Origin of the sequence: Chryseobacterium sp. G0201 (genome assembly GCF_003815655.1) — a bacterium.
Taxonomy (GTDB): domain Bacteria; phylum Bacteroidota; class Bacteroidia; order Flavobacteriales; family Weeksellaceae; genus Chryseobacterium.
The window spans coordinates 781,914-796,769 of sequence record NZ_CP033917.1; the positions used below are offsets into that span (position 1 = coordinate 781,914).

Genomic DNA, 14,856 nt, shown 5'->3' on the forward strand with positions numbered 1-14,856 from the left:
TGTTAAAATGTAAATATGAAAAGTAAATTTAATATATATTATAAATATTTGTTCGCTTCGGGATTTGCCGCAGTCAGTCTTTCGTGCAGTAACACGAAATATCTGAAAGAAGGACAAATGTTGTATACGGGCGCGGAAGTGAAGATCGAAAATGACACCATTTCGAAGAAGGAAAAAAATGAACTTCAGACTGCATTGGAAGAAAATTTAGTTCCGAAACCCAACTCAACAATATTAGGATTACGTCCGAAATTATACTTTTACAACATCGCCAAAGAACCTAAAAAAGACAAAGGTTTTAATTATTGGCTGAAATATAAAGTAGGTGAAAAACCTGTTTTATTGGGAGATGTAGATCGTGAATTTAATAAAGATATCATTCAGAATTACTCTGAAAACAAAGGATATTTTAATGCAAAAGCAACGTACGATACGGTTTCTAAAAATAAAAAAGCACAGGTAATTTATACCGTGAGACCTGGTGCAAGATATTTAATAAGTAACGTTAAGTTTCAGCAGGATTCTACACTTGTTAACAGAGAAATTCAAGCTTTAACAAATAAAACAATTTTAAAAGCCGGACAGCCTTTTGATCTTGATGTCATTAAAAGTGAAAGAGAACGTATTGACAGCGGTCTCAAAGAAAGAGGTTTTTATTATTTCAGTGGAGATAATATTATTGTTCAGGCAGACAGTACGGTGAGTAAAACCCATAAAGTGGAACTGAATGTGAAACTTAAGGAAGACACTCCGGATCTTGCAACAGAACAATTCAGTATTAATAATGTGATCGTTTTCCCATCTTACAATATTCAGGATGTAAAAAAAGGAAAATACAGCGTTCCGATGAATCCGGATTCGCTTTCAAAATATGCTTATGAGGACATTTATGTAATTGATCCTCAGCATAAATTTAAACCGAAAATTTTTGACAGAGCATTATATTTCAAAAAAGGAGACTTATATAATCGTTCCAATCATAATCTTACGTTGAACCGTTTGATCAGTTTGGGCGTATTTAAATTTGTGAAAAATGAGTTTGTAGTTTCAGATTCTTTAAATCATAAATTTGATGCGTATTATTTATTAACACCAAGGCAGATCCAATCACTTAGATTAGAAGCTTTAGGAAGAACAAACTCAGCAAATTACGCAGGTAGCGAATTAAACCTAAACTGGACGCACAGAAACTTCTTCAAAGGCGCAGAACAATTTAAAGCCGCTGTTTACGGAGCTTTTGATGTACAAATGGGGGGTCAGGAAAATGCAAAAAATATTTTTCGCGCCGGAGCTAATGTTCAACTTTCTATCCCAAGAATTGTTGCGCCGTTCCGTTTCAATTCTTCGAGTGCATTTGTTCCGAGAACCAATATAACCTTGGGCTATGAATTACTAAACCGTACAGAATTTTATAAGCTAAATAACTTTAATGCATCATTCGGGTATGTCTGGAAAGAAAATGCAAGGAAAGAACATGACTTAAAGGTAATTGATATCACTCTTGTTTCTCCTGCTAATGTAACTCAGGCATTTATTGACCAAGCAAAAACACCCGCGGCGTTAAGAGTAGTTGAAGAGCAGTTAATTTTCGGACCAACTTATACTTATACCTACACCAATACAATGCTTCCCAAAACCAATACGATCTATTATAAAGGGACGCTGGATCTTGCAGGAAATATTACAGGCTTGGTAACGGGAGCCAATGTAAAAAAAGATAAACAGAAAGAGATTTTCGGTGTACCATTCAGTCAATATGCAAAAATTGAAAATGATTTCAGGTTCTATCATAAATTTACGGAAAAGAGCTCATTTGCCACCAGATTTATTGGCGGGATCGCTTATCCTTATGGAAATTCAGAGTTTGTACCATTCTCTAAACAGTTTTTCTCAGGAGGAAGTAACAGTATCCGTGCCTTCCGTGCAAGAACTTTAGGACCGGGAAGTTTTGATCCTAGAACGATTCCACCAGATGCTTTGTTAGATCAGTCAGGTGATATTAAATTAGAATTAAATGCAGAATATCGTGCTAATCTTTATAAATTTTTAAATGTTGCCGCTTTTGTAGATGCAGGGAATATCTGGTTATTACATGATGATAAAGACAGACCTGGCGCCAAATTCTCAAAGGATTTTTTAAGCGAAGTTGCCGTCGGAGCCGGAGTTGGTCTAAGACTTGATTTCTCTATTCTGGTTTTAAGATTAGACTTAGCGATGCCGTTGAGAGTTCCTTATTATGAAAAAGGAAATCGTTGGGCATTTGACAGAATTAATTTTGGAGATCCAAGTTGGAGAAAAGATAATCTTGTATTGAATATCGCAATAGGATATCCTTTTTAAGTTTCTGATTTTTAATATTGATCTATTTAAACACAACTGTATGGTAAAAAACGTAAAATTTTTCTGGGAGGTTTTAAAAGAAACTTTCAATGAATGGAATAGCTCCAACGCATCAAGAGATTCTGCAAGTCTTGCTTATTATGCTATTTTTTCCATTCCCGGTTTGTTGATCATTATTATCTGGATCGCGGGTAACTTTTTCGGTGAAGAAGCTATTCGTGGTGAAATAAGCAACCAGATCAGCGGAATCATGGGAGCAGAAGTTTCAAAAAGTGTTGAAAGTATGATTGCCGGAGCTTTGATCGATAAGCAGAATATTTTCATGAAAATCGTGGGAATTGGTTCATTGGTTTTTGGTTCCACTACTCTATTTTTCCAGCTTCAACATTCATTGAACAGTCTTTGGGATGTACAATCTGCACCCAAAAAAGCTTTAATTAAATTTCTTTTAGACAGAGCCAATTCACTAGGAATGATCTTGATGATCGGGTTTTTATTAATGATAACCATGATTTTATCTTCATTGATAAGTGTTTTCAATAATATAATCACAAAATATTTTGGTTTTGAAACTTATGTATTAGTAGAATTAGTCAATTTCGGAATTGGGTTTGGATTGGTAATGCTGTTATTTGCATTAATGTTCAAGTTTCTCCCTGATGTACAAATCAGTTGGAGACCAGTTTGGAAAGGTGCTTTTTTAACGACTGTTTTATTTACATTAGGTAAATTTTTATTAAGTCTTTACTTTGGAAATTTCAAACCAACTTCCGCTTTCGGAACAGCTGGAACCGTAATTTTGATCATGATGTGGATTAATTATTCCTGTATGCTCGTATTCTTTGGAGCCGAATTTACAAAGGTTTATACCTATAAAAAAGGATATAAAATTATTCCATCAAAACACGCAAAATGGAGTGCTGCAAAATTATATGAAGCCAGTATAAAAAAAGAAACTCCTCAAATTTAAAAATAAAGCCTCCTGAAGATTATCAGGAGGCGTTATTTATATACCTTACTAAACATCCAATGAGTTAACGCCTACAATTATATAAACATTTAAAAATCAAATATTTATATTTTTACAATTAACACTTATTATATAAAAAAATAGCTATAATTAACACCTATTAACACTTTAATAAAGCAATTTCAGAATATCTTTTTTAGATTTGTTTCAATAATTTATAAAACATTATCAATAAACATTAATCTAAAATACTATTATGAACAAGAAAATTCTAAAATTACTAAGTTTTATTATCATATTGACAACGGTAAGTTGTAGAGAAGAACTGGAGAATGACTTGGTATCATCACCAGAAAAAACTCAATTAGCAGCAAAAGTTACTTCCGGGTTATATGAATCTCCAATGCCTTACAATATTAATGTTGTGTACTTCATTCCTTCAGATGGCGTTGCGCGTCCAGAATATGAAAGGAGGGTAAGTGAATTTATGCTTGCAGCTCAAGAATATTATCGTCAAAATATGTATAATTGGGGCTATGGAAACCGAAGTTTCGGGCTTTTAGTAAATCCTGCCACCAACCGGATAAAAATTAACATCATTAATGGAGCCTTACCAACAAGCTCATATCCTTATGCAGGAGGCGGAAATAAAATACAATCCGAAGTAAACACTTGGTTTGCAGCACATCCAGCCGACAAAACAAGTGATCATACTATTATTTTCACTTCAGTACCTACTCCTGAAACCGAAATTCCTTATTATGGCTTAGGCAAAACATGCTTTGTTGGTGATAATGAAGCGTGGGATTATCAATATTTTAACCAAAATACACCCCAAGGAACCAAAGCAAAATGGTATATGGGAGGATTTCTTCATGAGCTTGGACATGCACTTAATCTTCCTCACACCGCTCTGGCAAAAAGCCAGGTAAATACTCCCGGATACGGAACTTCATTGATGGGTACTGGCAATAGTACTTATGGCTATTCTTCTACGATTCTTGCGAGATCCAGCTGTGCTATTTTAAATAACTGTCAGGTATTTTCTACTACAGCAAAACCTACCGGTTATTTTTATGCGTCAGGTAAAAGCTTTGAAATTACGAGTATAACCAGCAGTTATTCTAATGAAAGAATCAATATATCCGGTACCTATACAGCCAATGCTCCTTTAAATGCTATTATTTCCTATTTTGTTCCCGGCAGTCCTTATTATGCTCCGTCTGGACTCGCCAGCTACACCACCAACACATTTTCCACTTATATAGATGTTGAAGATCTTTATTTTACGGACAGGGATTATACTTTTGCCCTACAGGCAACATTTTTGGATGGCACCGTTAAAGACGCTCAATATTTTAATTTCACATTTGTAAATGGAGTTCCCGATGTTCACTTCCAATTAGACCGCAGCAACTGGACCGTAAGTAGCAGCTCACAATACGCCGCTTATCCTGCAACTTACGCTATTGATGGTAATATTAATACCTATTGGCACTCCAATTATACTGCTGGTTCGGTGCAAACAGATCCAATTCCCGGGCAAGCGCAGAATTTCCCTTATTATTTTGATATTAATATGAATTCTATAAAAGGAATTGGCGGACTTTCTTTCATTCAGCACCAAGGATTGGTGAGAACAGGTAAAAATATAAGAGTCTGGACCAGACCAACGACTGCAGATGGATGGAAACTTCAAGGCAGCTATGTTCTGGAAAACATTAAAGACAGACAATATATTACATTTCCTCAGGAGGAAAACTGCAGATTTGTCCGTATCACTTTCGATAGCAGCTACGATGGCCAGCCTTATGTAGCAATACCGGAAATAGGTGCATTTGAATAAAATATTTTTTCAAAAATCATAAAAAACAAACCTTTTGTAACTTCAAAAGGTTTTTTTGTGTTTACAATTTATATTATATTTCTAAATCATCAATGTGTGATTTCAATATAACATATTCGCAATAAAAAACATTTATATGTAAATCTAAATAAATGCAAACACAAGCAAACACACACACAATAACCTATTAAACAGTTAATTATAAATAAATCACTAATAAATGTAGTTATATTATTAATAAAAAATATAGTTTATTTTTATTAATAATTCTTTTTAAATAAAATAAATTATTACATTTGCAGCATAATATAATTACAAGGAAGCTATTATTGAACAATTGTAATTATTAACTATTAAGATTGTATAATTAAAAAATTAAGATGAAAAAAAAACACTTAGAAATGAAAAAAAATGTTTTAAAAGCTATGCTTTTTTGCCTATCGCTTATTACTTTATTAACAAGTTGCCGGGAAGAAGATTTCGCCAATGAAGCAAATCCCTCAAAAGCAACAGATTCTAAAATTGCCAGTAAAGTTTCCGTAGGTCAGTATGAATCTGAAATGCCTTACAATATTAATGTTGTATACTTTATTCCTTCTGATGGGGCGGCACGCCCTGAATATGAAAGAAGAGTAAGTGAATTTATGATAGCCGCACAAGATTTTTATCGACAAAATATGTACAACTGGGGATATGGAAACCGCAGTTTTGGACTTCTAAAAAATCCTGCTACCAATAGAGTTAAGATCAATGTAATAAATGGAGCATTACCCGTAAGCTCATACCCTTACTCAGGAGGAGGAAATAAAATACAAGCCGAGGTGAATGCTTGGTTTGCAAATCATCCTAACGACAAGACAAGTGATCATACTATAATTTTCACTGCTGTTCCCACTCCTGAAACAGAAATACCCTTTTATGGTTTAGAAAAAATTTGTTTTGTGGGTGATAATGAAGCATGGGATTATCAATATTTTAATCAAAATACTCCTCAAGGAAATAAAGCTAAATGGTATATGGGAGGTTTTCTACACGAATTGGGTCATGGGTTGAGCTTATCCCACAATGCTCTTCACAAAAGTTCACCATACGGAACCTCTCTAATGAGTTCTGGGAACAATACATATGGATACTCTCCGACTGTACTTACTAAATCAGATTGCGCAATTTTAAATAACATTCAAGTATTTTCTACTCATACGCAACCTGCAGGTTATTTCTATGCACCCGGTAAGGAATTTAAAATTACAAGTATTACAGGAAGCTATTCCAACGGTCGTATAAATATTAATGGAACTTATTCTACCAATGCTCCTTTAAATAGTATACTATCACATTTCATTCCTCAATCAAATTATTATTTTACGGTAACAGGATTAGCAGATTACACTTCTAATACTTTCAGTACATACATTGATGTTAGTGATTTACATATTATTGACAACGAAAATTATCTTTTTGTACTACAGGGATTATACTTAGATGGAACTAAAACTGATGCCGAGTATTATTATTTCACTATGAAAAATGGTGTTCCAACTATCAAATGGGATATGAACCGAAGTAATTGGACAGTAAGTAGCAGCTCGCAGCAATCATATTTCCCGGCAACCTATGCAATAGATGGTGATAAGAATACCTATTGGCATACCAATTTTGATACAGGAACAGTACAGAATGCTCCGGCAGCAGGTGCATCACAAAATTTTCCATATTATTTTGATATAGATATGGGGTCTGTAAAAGATATATCCGGTCTTTCGTTCATCCAGCATCAAGGTCTCGTAAGAACGGCAAAAAATATCAGTATATATACAAGAAACTCAACCACAGACACATGGAAACTTGAAAACAGCTATATACTTACAAATACTACAGATAAGCAACATGTTGATTTTCCACAAAAAGAAAATACAAGATATGTACGTCTAAAATTTGAAAGCAGCCATGATGGGTTACCATATGTTGCAATACCTGAAATCGGCGCCTATTAAAAATAATAATTAAATTAAAATCCCTCCTGAGAAATACAGGAGGGATTTTAATTTATAGTTCACAAATTTTACATTCTGTTTACAGTTCCTATTCCCAGCAACTCCAAAGATTTTTTTATCGTTTTTCCCGTAAGATCTGATAAATTCAAACGAACTTGTTTTAAATTCTCATCTTCAAGTTTTAAAACCTGATTGCTCTGATAAAATGAGTTGTAAGATTTCACCAAATCATAAAGATAATTTGCGACCAAAGCCGGGCTCAATAACTCAGCAGCTTTTTCAACAATTACTTTATAATTAGATAAAAGCATAACCAATTCCTTTTCATATTGATTCAGCTCAACCCCGGAAACCTCTTTATGTTGATAGTTTGCTTTAGACAATAAGGATTGAATACGAGCATAAGTATATAAAATGAAAGGCCCAGTATTTCCGTTAAAATCAATACTTTCCTCTGGATTGAACAGCATTTTTTTCTTAGGATCAACTTTCAGCATAAAATATTTCAATGCAGCCTGTCCAATAATTTCATATGAAACTTCTTTTTCTTCATCCGAAAGACCTTCTAATCTTCCTTGTTCTGTTGCCTTCAATTTTGCTTCTTCATACATTCCCTGCATCAAGTCGTCAGCATCTACAACAGTTCCTTCACGGGATTTCATTTTTCCGTTTGGAAGTTCTACCATTCCGTAAGATAAATGATACAATTGGTCTGCCCAAGAATATCCTAATTTTCCTAAAATTTTAAATAAAACTTGGAAATGATAATCCTGTTCGTTTCCTACGGTATAAATTAATTTCTGAATATTATTTTGTTTGAAACGCTCAACAGCCGTTCCTAAATCCTGAGTCATATACACTGAAGTTCCGTCTGAACGCAACAACAATTTCTGATCCAACCCTTCATCCGTAAGATCACACCAAACAGAACCATCTTCTTTCTGATATAGAATACCTTTATCCAAACCTTCCTGAATAAGGTCTTTTCCTAAAATATAAGTATTACTTTCGTATTGAATCTGGTCAAAATCAACGCCTAATCTTTTGTAAGTTTCACTGAAACCTTGATATACCCAAGAGTTCATTTCTTTCCAGAGAGCTCTTACTGTTTCATCTCCTTTTTCCCAATCTAACAACATTTTTTGGGCTTCGACAATTAATGGAGCATCTTTTTTAGCCTGATCTTCAGTTGACCCTTGCGCAACCAATTCAGAAATTTCTTTTTTGTAGTTTTTATCAAATTCTACATAATAATTTCCTACAAATTTATCTCCTTTTGTATTTGTTGTTTCCGGGGTTTCGCCTTTTCCAAACTTCTCCCAAGCCAACATTGACTTACAGATATGGATTCCTCTATCATTAATGATTTGAGATTTAATTACGTCATATCCTGCTTCTTTAAGGATCTGTGCAACAGAAAAACCTAATAAATTATTTCTGATATGTCCTAAATGCAGCGGCTTATTCGTATTCGGCGAAGAATACTCTACCATCACCGCAGAATTTTTCTTTTCTATTTTTGAAAAACCTTCCGTTACCGATCTAAACTGATCTACAAAGAATTGATTTTTTACTTTAACATTAAGGAAACCTTTAACTACATTAAAACTTTCCAGTAATTCTGTCTGCTCTGTCAGTGCTTCACCTAATTCAACCCCAATACTTTCCGGATTCTTTTTCAATTGCTTTACCAATGGAAAAGTCACGATCGTAAAGTCGCCTTCAAATTCGGTTTTATTTTCCTGAACTTCCAGATTGATATCCTTCAACTGATATACATTTAAAATAATCTCCGAAAGTTTTTCCTCTAATATATCTTTAATATTCATCTTACAATTTTGAAGTACAAATATACGGAAATAAAAAAACCGCCCGAAGGCGGTTTATATAGAAATATTATTGTTTTACAAAAACTAAAGAAGCTTCATCATTACCCGGTACATTATCTAAGTTTTTAGTATTATCAAAAATTCTAAGCTCAGTAGTAGAAAAGTCTTCTACCTCTTTTTTTAAAGTTTTAATATTTCCACTTTCATTATATGTAAGAGTTAGAATCTTATTCATATTATCATACTCCCATTTACCTGAAAATGAATCAAGCAAATTACAACTCCCTGAAGATGGTGTATCATATCTCTCGTAAACACCAGATAAATCATTGTTCACAAGTAATTGTCCTTTTCTTTCGCAATCATTTAAAGGATATGTTTTTCCCTTAGATTCATACCTTGCAGGTTTCCAAACTCCATTAATATTTGGGGTTTCAATCACTGTAGTACCTCTTTCATCATCATTACTACAAGAAACGATGCTCATTATAGCAATTAGCCCAATAATAAATTTCATAAATATAAATATTTTATCAATTTTAAAAAAAAATATTCCTGTAATACTACAGGAATATTTCCAGATATTCTTAATTAATTAGAAAACATCCCAGAAAACCTTTGTCGTAACTTGGTCTCCTCCTATTTTCTGTGCTGCTGCAGTAACATTATTTTTATTTAATAAATACTCCTGATCAGAATATTTCATTCTTACCGGAACATCATCTACAGTTGAATCAGCAGGATTCACAAATACCGGGTAATCCAATCTTCTTGCAAAGTTCCAAGCCTGGAAACCTTTATTGAACATTGCTACCCATGCCTGGAATCCAATTGACTGTTTCCAATTTGCTGCATTGTACGGGTTTGCTGCAATAAAAGCCACTGCATTCGTAGAACTGATACCATATTCTGTCATCGAAGCTGTGATTGCGGCGGCATATAGAGCAGCTGCAGTACCTCCAACATTATATCCACGGGCTGCTGCTTCTGCTCTTAGGAATGAAATTTCTGTATAATCTAATAGAAATCCCTGTGCATTAGGCGTAATTAACATATACGCTCCATCTGATCCTGTTTCGGCATTCCCATTAACATCGGTTTTTGGTGATGTCATATGAGAATAACCTGCAAAAGAGTTATTAGACCCATAAATTCCTCCTTTATAAACACCTCCAATTTTTGTGAACCATCTATCTCTTCTCGGGTCACTTGTGGCATTCATTCTATCAACTAGTAGATCTGAAGGAATAAAATCATTTCTTCCAGATTGTATTGCCTCTTGATAAACAGGGTTAGCAAATAAACCTGAAGGAAAAGTAGATAATCCCCAACTATCCTCTTTAATATCGAATAAACCAGCATTGTATGCTGCTTCTGCATAAGTTTTTGACAAAGCCGGCTCTACATCCGCTAAAGTAACAGCTAACCTGAATTTTAAAGAATTTGCCATCTTTTTCCATTTAGCCATATTTCCATTATAGAAAATATCATCTGTATATCCACTTTGATTAGTATTAATCATTGCGTTGGCAGCATCAATTCTTTTAATTAAATCAAGATAGATTGTCTTCGCATCATCATAAGGAATTTCAGAGGCATTATTTGGATTTCCTGCAACTGCTTTTAAGGCTCCAAAATAAGGAACATCTCCATAAGTATCAACCAAATTAGCCCAAGCATAAACACTTATTAATTCAATGATTGCCTCATTATTACTTTTTTTAACAGCATCTAGTCCTTCATTTTGAAGAAATTGTTTAGCATCTCTTAAGGCAGATAATACACCAGGAGAATGTACTATGGCAGAACTTGATGCCATCATCCTATTATAATGATTTCTAGGAATTGGCCTTGTTACCATATCATAATTGGACTCATCAATATAAGTTGTTTGTGCCCATTGTTGTGTGAAAAATCTTGATATATTGTTGTTCACATTTGGTGTTAGTAACTGAGATATCAATTCCTGCTCTGCACTTGCCACCAATAATCCGGAAGGGACTACTGTCGGGTGCTTTGGATCTTCATTCAATGAAGTAATGTCGCTTTCACAAGAGTTTGTAACGACTGTTAAAGAAAGTATGCTAAGTATTAAAAATATTTTTTTCATTTTCTAGAATTTTAATGTTACGTTGATACCCAAATCACGCGTTGTTGGTAATACTCCAATCGAGTTTCCTTTTGAAGCAAGACCATTTCCTGTTCCCGTTTCCGGATCTGCATAAGGTAAATTCTTGTGAATAATCCAAAGGTTTCTTCCCACTAAAGAAATTTTAACTTCCTGGAAAGATGTATTTGCTAATATAGATTTAGGAAGACTATAACCAATACTTGCTTCTCTTAGCTTAACATATGATGCATCATATACAAACCTTGAGTTTGGCATTCTTCTGTATCCATCAACATTTCCAAAAGTATCTGGAGCAGTTGTTGGTGTTGTATTTACCTGCCCGTTCGGATTTACACCAGGGTTTATTACCCCTGCAGTTCTATAATCTCCCACAGCTGTCTCTTCATATAAACCTGTTGCAAGTCCATAATACATATCTGTTGAGAATACATCACCCCCATGTTTTATATCAATTAGGAAGCTTAATGATAAACCTTTATAGCTGAAACTGTTTCTTATACCACCAATCCAGTCTGGTGTAATATTACCAATTACCTGATTAGGATTTGTCAAATACCTACCAGTTGTAGGATTTACTACTTTTTCTCCATTTAGATAGACATAATCAGAACCAACAATAGCTCCGAAAGCTTCGCCAACTCTTGCGTTCAAAGAAACTCCTCCCTGATAAGAAGCTAATAAGTAGTTTTGAGAATCTCCGTATAATGATACCACTTCATTTTCATTCTTAGACCAGTTTACATCAATATCCCATTTAAAATTATCACTTTTCAAAGGAGTACCATTTAACTGAACCTCAATACCTTTGTTGTTAATTTGTCCCGCATTTACAAGGAAAGTTCTATAACCAGTAGCTGAAGAAACCGGAAGATTAATGATCTGGTTAAGCGTTCGGGTTTTATAAACTGCAACATCAAAACCTAATCTGTTTTTAAAGAACTGAGCCTCCATACCAAATTCTACCTCTTTAGATCTCTGTGGTTTTAGGTCTGGATTAGCCAAGAAATATGACTGATCAACAAGTCCTGTATTACTACCAAAACCACCTCTTACTCTATATGTATTTTGAAGTCTGTAGTTTTCTGTTGAAGATCCAACTTCTGCATAATTACCACGTATTTTCCAAAAGCTCAAGAAACTTGGTTTTATTAATTCTGAAAGAATTAAAGATCCTGTAACTGACGGATAGGCATATGAATTATTTCCTTTCGGTAAGTTAGAACTTTGATCCGCTCTGATGGTACCATCTACATATAACAAATTTTTATACCCAAATGAAGCAGTTGCATAAACTCCTGATGTTAACCATTTAGAATAATTTTCATCTGGTGGAATAATAGGACTTGCTGAATTTGAAATTGCAAATAAACCTGGAGTAGCTAAACCACCTTCTGTACTTGCATATACATTATCAATTAAATTTCGTCTTACGTTTCCTCCAACAATACCACTTACATTTAAATCACTAGTGATATCAAATTTATAATTTAAGAATAAATCAAAATTTGTTTCAGTTGTACGAATATCCTGACGAGAATATCCTGAAGTCACATTGTTTCCAGAAGCACCAAAAGCTTGAGGTAATGAACCGTTCATCAATCTTTCCTCGATTGTCATTTGCATTTGATCATAGGCAAGTTTTCCGGTAATTCCAATATTTTTTGTAATATCATACTTTAATTGAGCATAACTAAAACTTCTCGTTCTCGTATCTGACTGATAGTTTTGATATCTTTGGAAATAAGGATTATTCCAGAACTGAGGAGTTCCGTCAGAACCTGATGTTCTGTTCCATGTAAGATTTGAGTTATTTCTCTCGTATGCATTTCTTAAGTCATAAACATCAACATTGGTTTGCCACCATTGTCTGAACCCACTAACTATGTTATCAGAATATCCAGTTTCATTTCTACCTTTTGTATCCTGAATCGTTAATGTTGAGAATACGCTTGCATGTAATTTATCTGTAAAATCATAATTGAATTTAGCTGATATACTATTTTTTCTTAAATCTGAATTGGGTAATAATCCATTAGAAAGCATATTTGTATATGAAAGGGAAACATTAGATGACTTACTTCCTTTTTCTAATGAGATTGTATTAACATATGTAACTGGTGTTTCAAAAAATTTAATTGGTCCGTTTTTAGCAGCCTGCCAAGGAGTAGCCTGTCCGTAAGTTGGTGAATCCGGGTTATAAGAATCCCATTGTCTTACCAATATATTTGGATTAAATTCAGCACCATAAGAGGCATCTTCTGTAAAAGGAGTTTGAAGCTCTCCAGTATCTGGGTCGTGATTAAAATATTCAGTACCATCACCATAGACCTTACCATAACCAGCACCGTATCTCGACTGATATTTAGGGAAAGTAGATTTATCAATAAATCCAGCTGTTATTCCCGAATTAAGAGTTACCCCCCAACTTCCGTCTTGTTTTCCACGACCGTTTTTAGTAACAATTAAAATAACCCCATCACTACCACGTTCTCCATAAAGTGCCGATGCAGCAGCACCTTTTAGTACGTTGATACTTTCTATATCATCCTGATTGATATCTGATAAAAAGTTACCATAATCAAAAGTTGACCCAGAAACAGTCCCGTTATTCACAGGAGATCCATCAATTACAATAAGAGGACTTCCTCCACTTAAAGACTTATATCCTCTGATTAATAAGTTGGCAGAACCTCCAAAGTTGTTGTTTGTGTTAACCTGTAAACCCGAAACTTTACCAGAAAGTAGCGAAGCAACGTTTCCTGTGTTTGTAGTACCGCCAGTAAGAGCCTCAGCTTTAACTTCTTCTGACGCATAACCAAGAGACTTTTTCTCTCTTTTAATACCAAGTGCAGTAACTACTACACCTTCGATGTCTTGTGTTTTTAGAGTATCTTTCTTCTTTTCCTGAGCATTAGCAACAGCCAAAGACGAAGATATTACTAATACAAGCACACCTGCTGTTAGTTTCTTCATATCAAATTATTTTTTTGTACCGTACAAATTTGTAAAACTTTCTTAAGAATACAAAGCAAAACCTTAAAAAATTGTTATTTTTATCATAGTTCTTATAAATTTCGTATTTTTACAATATTAAAAATGTTAATTTTTGTGGAATTATTAAAAAAATGGACAAATCTTTACATCGAAGCAGGGTGTGATGAAGTCGGTAGAGGGTGTTTATGTGGTCCGGTGGTAGCTGCAGCTGTCATTTTGGATGATAATTTTAAGCAAAATTTAGTTAATGACTCTAAAAAGTTAAATTTTAAAACCAGAATGGAGCTTGACAGCTACATTAAAGATAATGTTAAAAGTTATGCAATTGCAGAGCTTCCGCCAGAATTTATAGATCAGCATAATATATTGAATGCCAGCATTCACGCAATGCATATAGCGTTGGATAAATTAACGATAAGACCAGAACTTATTTTAGTAGACGGAAATAGATTTCATCCTTATAATTACATCCCACATCAATGTATTATTAAAGGAGATTCAAAGGTATTGTCAATTGCGGCAGCGTCTATTTTGGCAAAGAATTATAGAGATAAATTGATGATCGAGCTCCATGAAGAGCATCCTGAATATGGATGGAATACCAACTTCGGATATGCCACAAAAAAACATCAGGAAGCCCTGATAAAGCATGGTCCGACGAAATATCACAGACAATCTTTCAGGCTTAAATATGATTAAAGACTTAAGGTCGATGAATTATGGATTTTCAAATCAAACGTAGTTTAATTTAA

At 34.1% G+C, this 14,856-nt stretch carries 9 protein-coding genes; 5 read left to right on the top strand and 4 right to left on the bottom strand.

Annotation, left to right across the window (positions count from 1 at the left end):
• Window positions 1-15: 15 nt before the first annotated feature.
• From EG348_RS03460 to EG348_RS03475, 4 genes are all read left to right on the top strand, one after another.
• A complete protein-coding gene (locus EG348_RS03460; RefSeq protein WP_123980702.1) occupies window positions 16-2,340 on the top strand; it encodes a BamA/TamA family outer membrane protein in 2,325 nt (774 codons plus the stop codon).
• A gap of 40 nt (window positions 2,341-2,380) precedes the next feature.
• On the top strand, window positions 2,381-3,310 hold the full coding sequence (locus EG348_RS03465) for a YihY/virulence factor BrkB family protein (protein ID WP_123980704.1): 930 nt from the start codon (window positions 2,381-2,383) through the stop codon (window positions 3,308-3,310).
• Window positions 3,311-3,566: 256 nt separating this feature from the next.
• The gene (locus EG348_RS03470) at window positions 3,567-5,156 is read left to right on the top strand and encodes a discoidin domain-containing protein (RefSeq protein WP_123980706.1); all 1,590 of its coding nucleotides are present in this window, start codon (window positions 3,567-3,569) and stop codon (window positions 5,154-5,156) included.
• A 401-nt stretch (window positions 5,157-5,557) separates the two neighbouring features.
• Window positions 5,558-7,150 (top strand): discoidin domain-containing protein, encoded by a 1,593-nt coding sequence (locus EG348_RS03475; RefSeq protein WP_164463251.1) that lies wholly within the window; start codon window positions 5,558-5,560, stop codon window positions 7,148-7,150.
• 68 nt (window positions 7,151-7,218) lie between these two features.
• Here EG348_RS03475 and argS read toward each other — a convergent pair whose 3' ends face one another.
• From argS to EG348_RS03495, 4 genes are all read right to left on the bottom strand, one after another.
• Entirely contained in the window at window positions 7,219-8,979 is a 1,761-nt protein-coding gene (gene argS / locus EG348_RS03480) for an arginine--tRNA ligase (RefSeq protein WP_123980710.1), read from the bottom strand.
• 67 nt (window positions 8,980-9,046) lie between these two features.
• Window positions 9,047-9,496, bottom strand: coding sequence for a lipocalin family protein (locus EG348_RS03485; protein WP_123980712.1), 450 nt, complete (start codon window positions 9,494-9,496; stop codon window positions 9,047-9,049).
• 78 nt (window positions 9,497-9,574) lie between these two features.
• On the bottom strand, window positions 9,575-11,089 hold the full coding sequence (locus tag EG348_RS03490; protein WP_123980714.1) for a SusD/RagB family nutrient-binding outer membrane lipoprotein: 1,515 nt from the start codon (window positions 11,087-11,089) through the stop codon (window positions 9,575-9,577).
• A 3-nt stretch (window positions 11,090-11,092) separates the two neighbouring features.
• A complete protein-coding gene (locus EG348_RS03495) occupies window positions 11,093-14,083 on the bottom strand; it encodes a SusC/RagA family TonB-linked outer membrane protein (RefSeq protein ID WP_123980716.1) in 2,991 nt (996 codons plus the stop codon).
• Between the two features lie 135 nt (window positions 14,084-14,218).
• Here EG348_RS03495 and EG348_RS03500 point away from each other — a divergent pair, with 135 nt between their 5' ends.
• Window positions 14,219-14,803, top strand: coding sequence for a ribonuclease HII (locus EG348_RS03500; RefSeq protein WP_123980718.1), 585 nt, complete (start codon window positions 14,219-14,221; stop codon window positions 14,801-14,803).
• Window positions 14,804-14,856: the final 53 nt, after the last annotated feature.